The following is a 16,461-nucleotide window of genomic DNA, read 5'->3' on the forward strand; positions in this document are numbered from 1 at the left end:
GACGTATGTGGGTGCGCGTGTCGAGCAAAAGCGGCTAGCCGGATCGCTGCGGGCGACACGCGGAACCAAGAGACGGCTTATCTTTGCAATCCGGGGCTGCTAGGACATGCGCAAAGAGCAAAAGCGAGAGATGACCATGTCAGGCGATACCGAACTCACCACTCCGGGCCTGCCCACGCTGGAAGAGATGCAGCACTGGACCTGGGTGGTCGGCCGCGCGCAGCAGATGATGCTCGAGCACGCCGCAACGATGGCCCAGCAAACCATGGCCCAGCAGACCCCGATGGACATGAGCGCCTTCACCAGCCCGCAGGCGCTGCAGGCGCGGCTGCCCGCCTGGATGGGCAGCATGCCGCAGGCGATGCTCGATGCGCAGGCCGATATGTGGCGCGACGGCATGACCTTGTGGCAGGGCTTCATCGGCGCGATGACCCCGCCTGCGATGCTCGCCCAGAACGAAGGCGGCCCGCCCAAGACCCCCGGCAGCGTCCCCGAACTGCGCACCGACCGCCGCTTTGCCGCGCGCCAGTGGCACGACAACCCGGTCTATGCGCTGATCCAGCAGAGCTATCTGATGGTGTCCGAACAGATGCTGCGCGTCGCCGACCGGGTGGATGGCCTCGAGCCGCGCCAGAAGGAAAAGATGCGCTTTGCGCTGAAGGGCCTGCTCGACGCATCGAGCCCCGCGAACTTTGCGATGACCAACCCGCTGGTGCTGGAAAAGATGGTCGAGAGCAAGGGCGAGAACCTGCTCAAGGGGCTCGAGCACATGCTGGGTGACATGCGCAAGGGCCAGCTCACCCACACCGACCCCGATGCGTTCGAGCTCGGCCGCAACATCGCGATGACCCCGGGCAAGGTGGTCTACGAAACGCCGCTGTTCCAGCTGATCCAGTACGCCCCCACCACCGACGATGTGCTCGAGATCCCGCTGGTGATCTTCCCGCCGTGGATCAACCGCTTCTACATCCTCGATCTCAACCCGCAGAAAAGCTTCGTCCGCTGGGCGACCGAACAGGGCATCACCGTGTTCATGGTCTCGTGGAAGTCCGCCGACGAGAGCATGGCCGAGATCATCTGGGACGATTACGTCAAGGCGCAGATCGAGGCGATCGATGTCGTGCGCGATCTGCTCTCGGTCCCCCATGTCCACACCATCGGCTATTGCGTCGCGGGCACCACGCTCGCCGCCACGCTGGCTTTGCTCGCCAAGCGCGGCGAGGCAGAGCGCGTCAAGTCGGTCACCTTCTTCACCGCGCAGGTCGATTTCGAAAAGGCGGGCGATCTCACATTGTTCGTCGATGACGAGCAATTGAAGCTGGTCGATCAGTTGGGCGCCAAGGGCTTTCTCGACGGGCGCTATATGGCCGCGACCTTCAACCTGCTGCGCGGGCGCGACCTGATCTGGAACTATGTGATCAACAACTATCTGCTGGGCGAGGACTATCCCCCGTTCGACCTGCTCCACTGGAACGGCGACACCACCAACCTGCCCGCCAAGTGGCACAAGTCGTACCTCAAGGATTTGTATCGCGACAACCGGCTGGCGCAGCCCGGATCGATGGTCGTCGACGGCACTCCGATCGACCTGCGCCTAATCGAGACCCCGGCCTATGTCCAGGCAGGCAAGGAAGACCATATCGCCCCGCTCGAAAGCGTCTGGCGGCTGACCGATCACCTGTCGGGCCCCACGCGCTTCGTGCTCGCAGGATCAGGCCATATCGCAGGCGTGGTCAACCCGCCCTCGATGCAGAAATACCAGTACTGGACCAACGAGGACGAGGTGAACGGGCTCGAGCACTTCATCGCGGGCGCGACCGAGACCAAGGGCAGCTGGTGGCCCGACTGGGCCGCCTGGCTCAAGGTGCACGCCCCCAAGACGATTGCCGCCAAGGGTGCGCGCGTACCGGGCAAGGGCAAGCTCAAAGCCATCGAGGATGCGCCGGGGCGTTACGTCAAGCAGCGCTGACGCGGTTGCGAAATCGCACGGTTTGGGCTAAGGCTGTGATCGGCCAGCGTTCCGCAATGCCGGGCGTTTGAGCTACAGCATGGCTTTTGTGCACTGCAACATTTTTCCTTGACGGGCCTAACCTGGATCACTATTGTGCACTGCAGCATAACGCAGCAGACGAGTGGAACCAGACATGTCCGATCAGAGCAAGACCCCGCCTGCCAAGGATGGGACAGTTGCACCGGCAGCCGCCGTTCCCGCAGCCGTCGCAGCGCCCAAGGCAGACGTCAGCGCCAAGGCTGAAAAGCCCGACGCCACCACGACCGATACGCTGAAGACCGAAGCTTCCAAGACCGTGCTGGCCCAGGCTGCCGATCCCGTGATCGCGCCTGTCGAAGCCAAGGTCGTAGCGAAGCCCGCGTCCAAGCCGGTCCTGGCCAAATCTACCGAGGCCAAGTCCGCCGAAGCCAAGCCCGCTGCAGCCAAGCCTGCCGCGTCCAAGCCCACTCCACCAAAGATGGCCAAGCCTGCCGCAAAGACGGCTGCGCCCAAGGCCACGAAGCCCAAGTCCGCAGTCACCAAAACTCCGGTTGCCGCCAAGGTTGCCGCTCTTGTGAAGAAGAAGGAATCCATCATGACCACCACCGAAACCATCACCGCCGAAACCAAGAAGGCCGCCGAAGCCATGACCGATCGGGTCAAGAACCTGATGGGCGACGTTTCGACCCGCGCCAAGACCGCCTATGAAAAGGGCACCGAAATGGTCAGCCAGGCGACCGAATTCTCCAAGGGCAACGTTGAAGCCCTAGTCGAATCGAGCAAGATCGCAGCCAAGGGCGCGCAGGACATGGGCCAGACCTATGCCGAAGACACCAAGAAGACCTTCGAGGAAATGACCGCGGCGCTGAAGGAATTCACCACCGTCAAGTCGCCCACCGAGTTCATCGAGCTGCAGAGCAAGCTGGTCCGCAAGACCTTCGACACCGCTGTTGCACAGACCTCGAAGAACAGCGAAGCCTTCCTCAAGCTCGCCGGCGACGTGATCCAGCCGATCTCGAACCGTGTCAGCGTGGCCGTCGACAGCTTCAAGAAGGCTGCCTGACCCAAAAGCTTCCCACCGCCTTCAACGGCGGTCGGGAAACCAAAAAAGCCGCTCCGGGCAACCGGGGCGGCTTTTTTTGTTTGTTTGTTAGGTCGTGAATATATCGTCGGCCAACTACGCTGGGACTTGCCACGATGTTGAACGCTTGCGACTGTCCGGATTTAAGCCGCAAACGAGGGAAGCCGCCCTTCGTTCAATTCGGCACGGGCAACTAATCCTGCCATCTTTACAATTGCGGTCAGTTCCCCATCTTTCTTTTATGAAGGTGGGAAGAAATCAGCAATGCCCCTGCGGCAGCGGTAAAAAATTTAAAAAATGTCACGGAGGACATGGACCTATTCCCGTGACTGATCCTGTACTCATCAATGCACTCAATCAGTCGAGGGAACACTTCAAAGCAAAGGAATTCATCCGTCAGGCGCAACAGGGTCGAGGGAAGCCGATCATCGCGACAAAGTGGAACGATCATCAGGTTGTAGCCGTCGGCAACAAGGTGATGTTCTCCAAGAGCTGGAAGACATTTGTCGATTTCTTGGGCCATTATCTCAAGGATAAGCTGACGCCAGAATGGGGGAACGCTGAGATTGCCAAGCCTCTCGCTGAAAGGCACACGATCATGCAGTGGTATGACGCGGTTTGCCGTCTCCAGCAGGCGACGATCACGAGTCCTGGCGAACCGACTTCGATGGAGATGAAGGGCGTCTTGGCCTGCTATTTTGGCCTCGCCTACTCTCTATATCTGATCGAGCACAACGTTGAACTTCAAAGCCGAATGATTGCTCGGTTGAAGGATCGATCAAACTTTCAAGGTGCATATTATGAACTCCTAGTCGCGCGCGTCCTGATTGCCGCAGGGTTCGAACTCACCTTGGAAGATGAAAACGACAGAAGGTCGCAGCATTGCGAGTTTGGAGCCATCTCCAAAGACACCGGGGAAAAGTTCACGATCGAAGCAAAAATGCGTTCGATATCTGGCATTTTGGGTAAGGACCATACTGATGGAACGCCCGAGGAAAAGGCGGGCAATCCGATCTCGCACCTCGCGACGCATCTGCATGCAGCCATGCGAAAGCCTGCGGATGGCCAGAGAATGATATTTATCGATCTGAACGCTGAAATGGCACCTGACGTCAGTGAGGAGAACAGGCCAGCCTTCGTCGATGCAGTAAACAAGCGCCTAGCTCGCTACGAGCATTTGCAACTTGAGAACGGCAAGAAGGCGTATGTTTTCGTCACGAATATGACATTTCATCGACACCTTCTGGAAAGCGCCCAAATGATTTGCATTCCTGGTAGCGTCGGCATTCCAGATTTCAACCGGAGCGGGGCAATGAAGCTCTCGGAAATGTATCTGCGCGAGAAGAAACACGCTGATGCCTTTCGAGTAGTCGAAAGCATGGAAAATCTTCTGAGCTTTCCAACGACGTTCGATGGTTCAATGCCTGGATTTACGTTGAGCGGCGAGAGACCACCTGTGCAAATCGGTCAAAAATACAACTTTGAAGGGGCGAGCCCGGAGGGGGCAGGCCTTGTCGGCGAAGTCACTGATGCAATTGTTGATGAGAATGCGAAGGAGGTAATTGTAGCCATCTACACAGATGACAAACAGTCGTATTTGCTGAAGGAATCAATGACTGACGCGCAATTGGCGGATTATCGCGCTCACAAGGAAGCTTATTTCGGAAAAATCAAGTATGTGCCGAAAGGCATAAAAACACCTTACGATATGTTTCAATTCTTCATGCAGGGTCAGAAAGACATGAAGCGAGAAACGCTCCTCGAGTTCATGAAATTGACGGAAGGCGAGGCGAGAGGCAGGTCGGATGAGGATCTGCTGATCGAATATTGCGAACGATTGGTGGCTGGCAGTGGCCTGTTTAAAGTCGTCGATGGTGTGCTGACGAACGAACCTCGTGAGAAATCAAGTGGCACGTATAGTCCCGATTGACTGAACGGATGGCCGTTATCAGGAAATGCCAAACGAGCTTTGAACGGCGGCAATGTCAGCGGCAGCGGATGGCGGAACTCGGTGAGCGGAACGACCGGCGTTAGCTTAAGCCGACGTACATGTTGCTGGGTCGGAATGGCGTGATCTGGGTCGGAATCGGCAACTCTTGATCAAAGCTCTGGTATAGTAAGGCCCCCCTCACAACTGCCTTAAAGCCTGCGCAGGCCGCGCCGCGAGCACCGGCAGCGAGCCCGCAAGGCCCAGCCCCAGCGTCAGCAGCGCGCCTCCGCCGAGCGTCGCCAGCACCACGCCCCAATCGGGTTGCCAGCCGAAGCTGAAGATCTGGGTGATCACGTACCACGCAGCGAGCACCCCCAGCCCCAATGCGACCACCGCCAGCAATGCCGCGAGCAGCCCGTATTCGAGCGCCTGCGCCGACAATATCTGCCGCCGCGTCGCGCCCAGGGTCTTGAGGATCACGCTGTCGTAGATCCGCGCCTGGCGGCTGGCGGCGATCGCGCCGATCAGCACGGCGATGCCCGACAGGATCGCGATCGATCCTGCGGCGGCGATCGCGGTGGCGATTTGCGTCAGGATCGTCGAGACCTGGCCGATGACATCGCGCACCTCGATCACCGTGGCTGAGGCGAACCCGGCAAGCACCGCCTTCGAGACCGCGCGCTCGAGCACATCGGTCTGGGGCATGCCCTTCAACGACACGGTGGCGGCCAGGTTGTGCGGCGCATCGCGCAGCGTGTTGGGGCTGAACACCATCACGTAATTGAAGCCCATCGTGTCCCAGTTGATCTGGCGCAGCGAGGCGATCTTCGCGGTGAACTCGCGCCCCAGCAGGCTGACGGTGAGCCTATCGCCCACCTTCAGGTCCAGGCTGCGCGCCATCTCCTGATCGACCGAGACCAGAGGCGGGCCGTCATAGCCCTTGGGCCACCACTTGCCCTCGATCAGCTCGCTGCCGTCGGGCAGCGTCTCGGCATAAGTGAGCCCACGCTCGCCGCGCAGCACCCAGGCGTTGTCGGGAATGTCCTCGAGATCGGCAACGCGGATGTTCTTGTAGCCGGTGATCGTGCCGCGCAGCGAGGGCACGGTGTTGACCTGCGCGCCGGGTGCGGCCTTGCTTACGGCATCGCGGAACTGCGCCTCTCCAGTGACGGGGACGTCGAGCACGAACAGGTTGGGCGCCTCCTTGGGCACGTTGCGGGTGATCTCGTTGGTGAGGCTGGTCTGGATCCCTGCGAGGATCACGAACAGGGTCAACCCCAGCCCCAGTGCTACCACCAGTTGCCCGGTCTGCGCGCCGGGGCGGTGGAGGTTGGCCAGCGCCAGACGCAGCAGCGGCGCCTTGGGACGCGGCAGCCTGGCGGCGGTCCAGCGGATGCCCCAACCGATGCCTGCGAGCATCAGCAGCACGCCCGCGGTCGCGGCCATGAACCACGCCGAGAACTGCGCCTCGCGCGCGGTGACCAGCGCCAGCACCACGATCGCGCCGATGCCGCCGCCGACCAGCGCCAGCGTCGTGCGGTCGGGCCAGCGGTTGCCCTCGACCAGCGAGCGGAACAGCCCTGCGGCCGGGATATGCCGCGCGCGTGCCAGCGGCGGCAGCGCGAAGATGAACGCGATCAGCAGGCCGTACACCGCGCTCACCACCAGAGGCAGCGGATGGATGGCAAAGCCGGGCTTGACCGGAAGGATGTCGCCCGCCGCCGCGATGATCGCAGGCGGGATCAGCGCGCCAGCGATCAGCCCGCCGAGGATCGCGAGCGTCGAGACCGCGAGGATCTGCACCAGATAGATGCGCAGGATATCGCCCGAGCCCGCGCCCAGGATCTTGAGCGTGGCGATGCCAGCGCGCTTGGTGGCGAGGTACGACGCGACGCCGTTGCCGACGCCGATGCCTGCGATCACCAACGCGGCGAGCCCGACCAGCGAGAGAAACTGCCCCATCCGCTCGATAAAGCGCGAGGTTCCCGGCGCGCCGCGATCGCGGTCGCGCATTTCCAGCCCTGCCTCGGGGAACTCGGCCTTGATCCGGTCGATCGAGGCCACCGGGTCTGCCAGCGGGCCGACCTTCACGCGGTACTTGCTCTCGTACATGCTGCCCGGCTGGATCAGCCCGGTGCGCTGGATGCCAAGATCGGAAACGAGCGCGACGGGGCCGAGGGTGAAGCCCTCGCCCAGCCGGTCGGGCTCGTCGGCGATGATTGCTGCAATCGTGAACTCGCCCTCGCCGAAGCGGATGGTGTCGCCGGGCTTGAGGTCAAGCCGGTCCGCCAGCCCCGCGCCGATCACCGTGCTGCCGGGATCGAGCGGCGCGTAGGCGCCGGATTGCAGCGTCAGCGTGCCGTAGAGCGGGTAGTCGTAATCCACGCCCTTCAATTCGGCGAGGATCGCGTCGGGTCCGGTACCCTGGGTGCGCGGACCGGTGCGCTGGGCCATCGCCTGCATCCGCACGGTTTCGGACACGGTGCCCTCGCGCTCGAACGCGGACCTCTCGGCCTCGCTCGCCATCCGTTGCGACATCGTGACCTCGAAATCGCCGCCGAGGATCACCTGCCCGCGCTGCGAAAGCTCGCCGGTGATCGACGCGGTCAAGCTGCCGATCGTCGCCAGCGTCGCCACGCCCAGGAACAGGCAGACGATCAGCAGCCGAAGCCCGCGAAACCGCCCGGACAGGTCACGCCGTGCGATCCGCCAGATCTGCGCCCAGGTCATGCTGCGCGCCTCTCACCATCCTGTTTTCCGGCGAAAGCCGGAATCCAGGGGCGGCTGTAGTGCGATCTGACTCCTGGGCTCCGGCTTTCGCCGGAGAACAATAGCGCGAAAACGGGAAGCTTCACGCAGCCCCTCCCGCACGATCCGCAATGATCAGCCCGTCACGCATCTCGATGACGCGGTCGCAATGCGTCGCCAGTGCAGGATCATGCGTAATGATCAGCAATGTCGCGCCGCTCGCCTTCTGCCGGCCGAACAGCAGGTCGATGATCGCATCGCCGGTCGTGCCGTCGAGGTTGCCGGTGGGTTCGTCGGCAAAGATGATATCCGGCCCCGGCGCCATCGCGCGCGCGATCGCCACGCGCTGCTGCTCGCCGCCCGAAAGCTGGCTGGGATAATGGGTGACGCGGTGGCCAAGCCCGACCGCCTCAAGCTCGCGCGCTGCGGTGCCGAACGGATCGTCGCGGCCAGCCAGCTCGAGCGGCACCGCGACGTTTTCCAGCGCGGTCATCGTCGGCAGCAGGTGAAACGCCTGCAACACGATGCCGATGCGTCCCCGCCGTGCCTTGGCGAGGCCATCTTCGTCCATCGGCCCGAAATCGAGCCCGGCGACAGTCACCTCGCCGCTGGTGGCGCGTTCGAGCCCCGAGAGGATCGCCATCAGCGAAGACTTGCCCGATCCCGATGGTCCGAGCAAAGCGACCGACTGGCCGAGCGGAATTTCGAGGTCGATGCCCTTCAATATCTGCGTCTGGTTGCCGCTTTCGCCGAGCGAGAGGGTGACATTGCGGGCGGCAATGGCAATATGGGTTCGCGTCTGGCTATCAGGCATGAAATGAAAGGGCTTTCGCTTTGGGTCGGAACATCCTCCTATATGGGGCAGCTTTGTTGCTTGTCCATTGCACTGCAGCATGTTCGCAGCCGTCGGACGAAGCCACACCTGCGCCGGTCGAAAGCGCAAACGCGCCCGCTGCGGATGCCGCGCTCAACGCGGACACCAAATTGGTGATGGCGTTCGGCGACAGCCTGTATGCCGGCTATGGCGTCAAGCAGGACGAAAGCTTCCCCGCGCAGCTCGAAAAGGCGTTGTCAGACAAGGGCCTCAAGGTCTCGGTGCATAACGCCGGCGTATCGGGGGATACAACGGCTGCAGGCCTGCAACGGCTGGCATTCGCGCTCGATGGTCTGCCGCGCAAGCCCGACCTGGTGATCCTGGGCCTCGGCGGCAACGACATGCTCCGCGGGATCAACCCCGACCAGACGCTGAGCAACATGGAAGCGATGCTCAAGGAACTGCAGAAGCGCGATATCGACGTGGTGATGACCGGCATGATCGCCGCGCCCAACCTGGGGCGGGATTATGCGAGCAGGTTCAACCCGATCTTTACCCAGCTCGCCGAGAAATATGACGCAGAACTGTATCCGTTTTTTCTCGATGGCGTGATCACCGATCCCAAATTGATGCTGCCCGATGGCGTCCATCCCAATCCGCAGGGGATCGCAAAAACTGTTTCGGGAATCAGCAGCTTGGTCGCAGACGAGCTGAAAGGCTGACCGCGACCACTGCGGTTTGATGACAAATACACTGCATTTGTGCGGCGTTCACGCGCGGAAAATCGTATAATCTGTCACACCCGCGCCGTGGCGGAGTCATCGCTTGGCTTTAGCGCACCCTCGATTGACAACGGGGGGTTGCACCATGATTCTGAAGACACGTACCAGCGCGTTGCTGTGCTCATCGATTGCTGTGCTGGCGTTTGCCGCAATGCCTGCAATGGCGCAGAGCAGCGAGCAACCGGATGATTCTGATCAGCCTGCCGAAATCATCGTCCAGGGCGCGATCATCACCGCGCAGGGCGAATCGATCGCGCAAAAGCGCAACGCCGACAACCTGATCGACATTTCCGCCGCTGACTCGGTCGGGCGCTTCCCCGACCAGAACAGCGCCGCTGCGCTGTCGCGGCTCCCCGCCGTCGCGGTGCAGCGCGATCAGGGCCAAGAACGCTATATCCAGGTGCGCGGCGCGCCCAACCGCTGGACCTCGGTGAGCATCGACGGCATCCCGATGATCGGGGTCGATGAAGGCGGTCTGTCGCGCGCCTATCGCTTCGATGCGGTGCCGGCAGTGCTGCTCAGCTCGCTCGCGATCAACAAGTCGCTCACCCCCAATCTGCAGGCCGAGGCGATCGTCGCAAACATCGATCTGCGCACCTTCTCGCCGCTGGCCGGCAAGACCGGCTTCCACGTCCAGGGCGATGCAGGGTACGGCCTGATGGAGCTGGGCGATGGCGAGCAGCGCCAGGGGTCGATCCGCGTATCGTACAGTGATGGCACATTCGGCGTGGTTGCGGGCGCATCGCACTACCGCCGCGAGCAGGTGACGGACAACCGCGAGGTCGGGCTTTACGACGAGCCGACCAGCGCTGCCGACACTCAGTTCGGCCCGACCGAAATCGACATCCGCAACTATCGGCTGGTGCGCGAGAACAACGGGCTGTTCGCTGGGCTCGAATATTCGCCTGCAGTGGGTCAGCGGCTGTACCTCAAGACGATCTACACCGAGTTCAAGGACGACGAGCAGCGCGACCAGTACGAGGTCCGGCTCGACCGGGCGCTGTCGGGTACGCGCAATCTTTCGGGCGGCGATCTGGTACGCGTGCCGATCCGCGCTTCGTTCAACCTCGGCGAATACCGTACGCGCAACTTCATCAACACCATCGGCGGCGATTACGAGGACAACGGCTGGAAGGTGAACTTTGCTGCGAACTACACCCGCACCGAGAACACCACGTATCTGCCATTGGTCCAGGCGAGCACCGCGACCGCGACATCGCCCTCGGTCAGCTTCGATTTCAGCCGGCCCAACTTCCCGATCGTCCAGCTGTTCCAGACCGTGCCGGGGGCAACCCCGGGCAGCTTCGTGCGCGGTCCGGCGCTGGCGAACTTCGACCAGACCACGATCATCAACGCCAACACCGCGCCTGCGATCCTCATCCCAATCGCGCAGGACGTGTTCTCGGACAGCTACACCGTGAAACTGGATGTCGCCAAGGAATTGGGCGACCTGACGTTGACCGGCGGCCTGCTGTATGCCGACCGTGATATCGACGGGTTTATCTTTGCCGCTTCGAACGCCGTCGTACTTTCGCAGGCAGCTTTGGCTGGAACCGGGCTCAGCTTCAATCCGGCGAGCTACATCACCGATCAGCCTTGGAGCACCGGCTTCCCGTTGGGTCTGAACTTCAATTATGTCGACAACACCCGGATGCGCGCCGATTTCGATAACATTCTCGCGACCCTGCAGAGACAGGGACGGTTCAATTCGGCCAACAACGTGCCCGCAGAAAACCGCTTTGCGCTCACCGAAAAGACGCTGACCGGCTATGGTATGGCGAAGCTGGTGTTCGATGGCGGTCAGGTGATCGCAGGCGCGCGCATCGAGCATTTTCGCATCGGCAATCAGGGCCAGGCGCGTCTCGCCAATGGCACCTTCGTGCCGCTCTCGGCGCCGCAGGAATACACCGACATCTTCCCCAGCATCAACGCGCGCTTCGATGTCACCGACAACCTGGTATTCCGGGTCGCGGGGCAGCGCGGCATCGCCCGGCCCAGCTTCGGGGAAATCCGCGTCGGCTCTGCGATCAACGACACCAACAGCCCCGGCACGATCAGCGGTGGCAACCCCGATCTGCAGCCCGAATACACCTGGGGTGTCGATGCCAGCGTGGAATATTACATTCCCGGCCAGGGCATCCTCTCGGTCGCGGGCTTCCACCGCTGGGTCGACAACGTGCTGTTTTCAAACGTCCAGATCGTCGGATCGAACGCGTTCGACAGCAATGGCATCGACCGCTCGGGCTATCTGCTCGGCTCCAGCTTCAACGGCAATTCAGGCGAACTCTACGGGGTCGAGTTCAACTATCAGCAGCAGTTCACCTTCCTGCCCTCGCCGCTCGACGGCTTCGGCTTCCAGGGCAACCTCACGCTGATCGAAGGCAGCTTCGATACCGACCTCAGACAGAACATCGGCTTCCCCGGCACATCGGACACGATCGTCAACGCCTCGCTGTATTACGAGAAATACGGGCTTTCGGTGCGCGCGAGCTACCAGTGGCGGTCCGATTATCTGGAATCGCTGTCGATCGGCACCGGCGGCGGCGTGGCGACCGGCGACGAGTTCCGCGGCGGCTATACCAATGTCGATGTCGCGATCCGCTATGACATCACCCCCAACATCAGCGTGTTTGCCGATCTCAACAACCTGACCGATGCCAAGTACACCGCATTCCTGGGCACCCGGGCGCGCCCAACCGAGGTCGAGCAAATCGGTCGGCGCTACCTCGCTGGCATCCGCTTCGGCTTCTGACCTGAAAGGACTTGATCCCATGCGCATCAAAACGCTTTTCACCCTCGCTCTGCTGGCCGGCACCGCCCCGGCCTTGGCGGTCGATAATGTCACCGTTGCCCGCATTGATGCCGATACGGTCAAGGTCACATGGCGCGACAGCGATCCGGTCGATATCATCGTCACCGACACCCCGGTTGCCGCAGGCGCGGCCACACCGGTGGTCAAGGCCAGCCGCAAGGGCGAGGCCATCATCCCCATGCCTGCCGGCACGCGTCAGTTCGTCGTGCTGCGCGATGGCGGCGATGCCTCGCTGACGCTGGCAGCCGAACGCGAACTGCCGCTCGCCAAGGGATCGAACTTCCGCGATCTGGGCGGGTACAAGGGTGCAGGTGGCAAGACGGTACGCTGGGGCAAGGTGTTCCGCTCGGGCGCGTTGCCGCTGCTCACCGAAGAGGATTACACCCTGCTCGGCGGGCTGAATATCGGCACCGTCGTCGATCTGCGCTCGCTCGAGGAGCGCGAAATCGCCGCGACCCTGCTCGACGACCGCACCGGCGCGCTGTTCGTCTCGAACGACTATTCGCTCAAACCGCTGATGGCCAATATGGGCAGCATGCAGGGCGAATACGTCTACACCGGTATGGAAAAGCTGCTCGCGCCTCAGTACCGCTCGCTGTTCAAGCGCTTGCTCGCAGATGATGGCGCGGTGATGTATCACTGCTCGGCGGGCCAGGACCGCACCGGGATTGCTTCGGCGCTGATCCTGAGCGTGCTGGGCGTGGACCGCGAGACGATCTTGGCAGATTATCACCTATCTACCGAATTGCGGCGTCCGCAGAACGAACTGCCGCCGCTGGACCCGGCGGATCATCCCAACAACCCGATCGTGCAATATTATGCCGCCGCTGCGAAAAAGCCGGGCGGTATCAAGGCCGAGCCTTTGTATTCAGCTTCGGGCAAATCGCACCTTGCGCAGTTTTTCGAGGTGATCGATCGTGATTACGGCGGCGTCGAAGGGTATCTGGCGACTCTGGGGGTCACGGCTATCGACGTGGCGCGGTTAAGGTCGCTGTATCTGGAGTAAAGCCCTCTCCCCTTTTGGGGAGAGGGTTGGGAGAGGGGAATGAACTGCCGCAGCCCCCTCTCAGCTGCGACTAGGTAGCAAGGCTGCCAAGTCTCGCGTCTCTCCCCTGACGGGGAGAGAGCGGCGTAGTTACCTGAACAGCAGCACCGACATCTGGCCCGATCGGATCATCTGCGTTGTCGTGCTGCCGACCAGCATCCTGCGCAGCGGGCTGTGGCCGTAGGCACCCATCACGAACATATCAATGGCCCGCTCCAGGGCGAGTTGTTGCAGCACGCCATCGGGAGAGCCTTCGCGCTGGATCGCCGTGACGCCGGGGCGCCCGGTAAACTGGCTTTGCGCCCAGTCGATATGTGCGGCATTCCTGTCGGTATAGCCTCCCACCAGCGCAATATCGATCTCCAGCCCGCCGAACAGCGGTGATGTCGATACATATTCGAGCGCCTTGCGGCTGGATGGGCCGCCATCAAACGCAATCGCGATGCGCTGCGGTTGTTTGTAGACCCGCGTCGCGACCAGCACCGGTTTCTGGCACTGGCGCACCACGCGCTCGACCTTGCTACCCAGATGGCCCTTGGCGAAATTGGCCTGCGCGCCGCGTTTGCCGATGATGACCATATCGCTGAACGCCTCGCGTTCGGTAATCGTCTCGACGATCCCGCCCTCGCGCTGTGTGGTCTCGATCCGCTCGATGCCCAGTGCGCGAAGCTGATCGGTGGCGGCCTGCAGCAAAAGCTCGCCCTGACGCCCGGCAAGATGCCCTTCGGCCACCTTGAGCGAAAGGATTTCATCAAGCAGACCCGGCTTGCTGGCCAAATCCATCGTATCGCCCAGCTCTTCGCGCACCTCTTCTGTGGCATTGCGCTGGATAACATGCAGCAGCTCAACCGTAGCATCGAGCCGCGATGCGGCCCATGCGGCGTGCTCACACACTGTCTGCGAATAATGCGATACGTCTAGGCAGGCCAATAGGCGGGTCATATTTCTCTCCTGTTTAGTGTTGGGCCGCTATGGCCTGATCAGATGCAGCGTATGGTGCTTGCCGTTGCCGCATCATGGCGCGTCTGTTGTCCAACGTTCATCTTCGGCTGATGGTTTCGCAGTTTGTCAGGTGACTTTGCTCATAGTGCTGAACTCGGCCCGCTTCCAGCGGCCATCGTCGATGATTGCAGCCAGTCGGTCAACCGCCTGCCACAGATCGACAAATCCCAAATAGAGCGGCGTCAGCCCCAGCCTCAGGACATCGGGTGTCCGGAAATCGCCAATCACCCCTGCTTCGATCAGTGCACGGTTGATTGGCCAGGCATGCGGATGCGCAAAGCTGGCATGGCTACCGCGCTGATCGGCGCGTTCAGGTGTGATCGGGGCAAGGTCCGGGCAGCGCGCCGCCATCAATTGCGTCAGGAAATCGAACAGCGCGCGCGATTTGCTCCATAATGCATCGCTGTCTGCCTCCAGCATCAGATCAATCCCACCTTCAAGGGCCAGCAGCGACAGCATCGGCGGGGTTCCTGCCAGGAACCTTTCGATCCCGGGCGCGGGGATATAGCCATCGGTCATGGCGAATGGCGAGGCGTGCCCCATCCACCCCTGGATCGGCGAACCCAGAAATTCGAGTGCCTCGGCCGAGACATACAGGAACCCCGGCGCACCGGGACCACCGTTGAGGTATTTATAGCCGCAACCGACCGCAAAGCGCGCGGTATCGCTGCCCATGTCGAGCGGCACCGCGCCGACCGAGTGCGACAGGTCCCAGATCAGCGGTACGTTGTGCGCGTCGGCCAGCGCCTGCACGCCCGCAATGTCGAACCGCTCGCCGGTCTTGTAATGTACATGGGTCAGCACGATCAGAGCGGTGTCGGGACCGATCCGGTCGGCGATCTGATCGCGCGGCAAGGCGTCGAGTGTCATCCCGTGCTGGCGTGCGACTCCGGCGGCGACATGCAGATCGGTGGGAAAGTTGCCGCTTTCGGTGAGGATGGACTTGTCCTGCCCCGGGCGCGCGGCAAGCAACGCCATCATCAGCTTGTAGAGGTTCACCGTGACCGAATCGCAAACAACGACCTCGCCCGGCGCGGCGCGGATCAACTGCGCGATCTTGTCGCCGATCCGGCGCGGCGCGCCGATCCAGTCTGCATCGTTCCAGCTGCGGATCAAGCCGCTGCCCCACTGCCGATCGACCGCATCGCGCATCAAGACCGAGGTTGCCCGGGGCAACGCACCCAGCGAATTGCCGTCGAGATAGATGACGCCTTCGGGGAGCACGAACCGGTCGCGCCATTCGCGCAACGGATCGGCGGCATCGCGGGCCTCAGCTTCGGACAGGGAGGGATAAGGGGACGTCATGGCATTCTCAACAGTTGCTTGATCCGCGCCTTTTGCGCCGCCCAGCTGCGGCTGGCAGGCGCGATCAGCTCGACATGGCCCTCGGGCCCGTGGATCTGGGTTTCGACCGTGATCCCGCGCCTGGCCATCGCAGCGGCATAGTCGTTGGCATATTCAGGCGGCGCGATCCGGTCCTTGTCGGTGTGGAACTGGATCTGCTGCGCGTTGCTCACCGGCATTTCGGGCGGCGATGTCAGCGCGAACGCATCGCCTGCCATCGCCTTGGGCGCGTCCGTTCCGCAAGCATGCCCTTCGCGTGCCATCGCCGCACGCAGATCGGCGATACCGGCCTGGCTGATCGCTGCATCGATCCGCAGCGGATTAGCTCCCCGAAGAGGTTCACCTGCGGCCAGCGCCTGACGCGCGGCGAGCCACAAGGCCAGATGCCCGCCTGCCGAATGGCCGATCGCGATCACGGTGCCAAGATCGAGGTGCAGCGCCTGGGCCTGGCTTGCCAGCAAATCCGCCGCCGCGCCGACATCCTGATACGTGCCGGGATAACCGCCACCGCGATCGACCCCGCGATATTCGATGTTCCACACTGCTATGCCGTCCTTGCGCAGATCATCGGCGATGTAGTTCATGATGTCGCGGGTCGCGATTTCGGTCTGCCAGCACCCGCCATGGATCATCACCACCACCGGATGCGGGCCCTTGCCCTGCGGCAGCCACAGATCGACCAGCTGCAGCGGGTCATCGCCATACGCCAGCATGCGATCAGCCACGGGGCGCGGTTGATCGAGCAGATCGGGCCATTTCATGATCGGCGCGTCGTCTGGCTGATTCACCATGGCCGCCACCGATGCATCACCGGCGAGCCGGATGCCGAGCAGCACCATCGCCAGCACGATGGCGCCCCATTTGATCGTCTGCACACTGCGTCCTCCGATTTGACCCATAATTGCAACCATCG

The 16,461-nt window shown here is 62.1% G+C and carries 11 protein-coding genes and 1 pseudogene; 7 read left to right on the top strand and 5 right to left on the bottom strand.

Features of this window, described 5'->3' with window-relative positions:
• Positions 1–136 precede the first annotated feature (136 nt).
• The 4 genes and pseudogenes from IEW00_RS15350 to IEW00_RS15360 all read left to right on the top strand — a co-directional run bounded on the left by IEW00_RS15350 (position 137) and on the right by IEW00_RS15360 (position 5,001).
• On the top strand, positions 137–1,969 hold the full coding sequence (locus tag IEW00_RS15350) for a PHA/PHB synthase family protein (protein WP_188515480.1): 1,833 nt from the start codon (positions 137–139) through the stop codon (positions 1,967–1,969).
• A 175-nt stretch (positions 1,970–2,144) separates the two neighbouring features.
• The gene (locus tag IEW00_RS15355; RefSeq protein WP_188515306.1) at positions 2,145–3,053 is read left to right on the top strand and encodes a phasin family protein; all 909 of its coding nucleotides are present in this window, start codon (positions 2,145–2,147) and stop codon (positions 3,051–3,053) included.
• Positions 3,054–3,312: 259 nt separating this feature from the next.
• Positions 3,313–3,378, top strand: a pseudogene (locus IEW00_RS17700) (SEC-C metal-binding domain-containing protein); the annotation flags it as partial.
• Between the two features lie 18 nt (positions 3,379–3,396).
• A complete protein-coding gene (locus tag IEW00_RS15360; protein WP_229737080.1) occupies positions 3,397–5,001 on the top strand; it encodes a hypothetical protein in 1,605 nt (534 codons plus the stop codon).
• Positions 5,002–5,199: 198 nt separating this feature from the next.
• Here the strand turns inward: IEW00_RS15360 and IEW00_RS15365 are convergent, their stop codons facing one another.
• Both IEW00_RS15365 and IEW00_RS15370 read right to left on the bottom strand, forming a co-directional pair.
• Entirely contained in the window at positions 5,200–7,731 is a 2,532-nt protein-coding gene (locus IEW00_RS15365; protein WP_188515308.1) for an ABC transporter permease, read from the bottom strand.
• A gap of 121 nt (positions 7,732–7,852) precedes the next feature.
• A complete protein-coding gene (locus IEW00_RS15370) occupies positions 7,853–8,563 on the bottom strand; it encodes an ABC transporter ATP-binding protein (RefSeq protein WP_188515309.1) in 711 nt (236 codons plus the stop codon).
• A 53-nt stretch (positions 8,564–8,616) separates the two neighbouring features.
• Here IEW00_RS15370 and IEW00_RS15375 point away from each other — a divergent pair, with 53 nt between their 5' ends.
• From IEW00_RS15375 to IEW00_RS15385, 3 genes are all read left to right on the top strand, one after another.
• Positions 8,617–9,285, top strand: a complete 669-nt coding sequence (locus tag IEW00_RS15375) for an arylesterase (protein ID WP_188515310.1) — start codon at positions 8,617–8,619, stop codon at positions 9,283–9,285.
• A 145-nt stretch (positions 9,286–9,430) separates the two neighbouring features.
• The gene (locus IEW00_RS15380) at positions 9,431–12,097 is read left to right on the top strand and encodes a TonB-dependent receptor (protein ID WP_188515311.1); all 2,667 of its coding nucleotides are present in this window, start codon (positions 9,431–9,433) and stop codon (positions 12,095–12,097) included.
• Between the two features lie 19 nt (positions 12,098–12,116).
• Positions 12,117–13,163: a tyrosine-protein phosphatase gene (locus tag IEW00_RS15385; protein WP_188515312.1), complete on the top strand. Its 1,047-nt coding sequence runs from the start codon at positions 12,117–12,119 to the stop codon at positions 13,161–13,163.
• 129 nt (positions 13,164–13,292) lie between these two features.
• Here the strand turns inward: IEW00_RS15385 and IEW00_RS15390 are convergent, their stop codons facing one another.
• From IEW00_RS15390 to IEW00_RS15400, 3 genes are all read right to left on the bottom strand, one after another.
• On the bottom strand, positions 13,293–14,144 hold the full coding sequence (locus IEW00_RS15390) for a universal stress protein (RefSeq protein ID WP_188515313.1): 852 nt from the start codon (positions 14,142–14,144) through the stop codon (positions 13,293–13,295).
• 126 nt (positions 14,145–14,270) lie between these two features.
• Positions 14,271–15,509: a kynureninase gene (gene kynU, locus IEW00_RS15395; RefSeq protein WP_188515314.1), complete on the bottom strand. Its 1,239-nt coding sequence runs from the start codon at positions 15,507–15,509 to the stop codon at positions 14,271–14,273.
• Entirely contained in the window at positions 15,506–16,447 is a 942-nt protein-coding gene (locus IEW00_RS15400) for an alpha/beta hydrolase family protein (RefSeq protein ID WP_229737081.1), read from the bottom strand. The genes kynU and IEW00_RS15400 overlap by 4 nt, the downstream gene beginning before the upstream one ends.
• Between the last annotated feature and the right edge of the window lie 14 nt (positions 16,448–16,461).

Origin of the sequence: Blastomonas aquatica (assembly GCF_014639875.1) — a bacterium.
Taxonomy (GTDB): Bacteria; Pseudomonadota; Alphaproteobacteria; order Sphingomonadales; family Sphingomonadaceae; genus Blastomonas; species Blastomonas aquatica.

Coding starts and splice junctions, on each gene's coding strand:
- IEW00_RS15350 (WP_188515480.1), top strand. CDS start 137: ATGTCAGGCGATACCGAACTCACCACTCCGGGCCTGCCCACGCTGGAA.
- IEW00_RS15355 (WP_188515306.1), top strand. CDS start 2,145: ATGTCCGATCAGAGCAAGACCCCGCCTGCCAAGGATGGGACAGTTGCA.
- IEW00_RS15365 (WP_188515308.1), bottom strand. CDS start 7,731: ATGACCTGGGCGCAGATCTGGCGGATCGCACGGCGTGACCTGTCCGGG.
- IEW00_RS15370 (WP_188515309.1), bottom strand. CDS start 8,563: ATGCCTGATAGCCAGACGCGAACCCATATTGCCATTGCCGCCCGCAAT.
- IEW00_RS15380 (WP_188515311.1), top strand. CDS start 9,431: ATGATTCTGAAGACACGTACCAGCGCGTTGCTGTGCTCATCGATTGCT.
- IEW00_RS15385 (WP_188515312.1), top strand. CDS start 12,117: ATGCGCATCAAAACGCTTTTCACCCTCGCTCTGCTGGCCGGCACCGCC.
- IEW00_RS15390 (WP_188515313.1), bottom strand. CDS start 14,144: ATGACCCGCCTATTGGCCTGCCTAGACGTATCGCATTATTCGCAGACA.
- kynU (WP_188515314.1), bottom strand. CDS start 15,509: ATGACGTCCCCTTATCCCTCCCTGTCCGAAGCTGAGGCCCGCGATGCC.
- IEW00_RS15400 (WP_229737081.1), bottom strand. CDS start 16,447: ATGGGTCAAATCGGAGGACGCAGTGTGCAGACGATCAAATGGGGCGCC.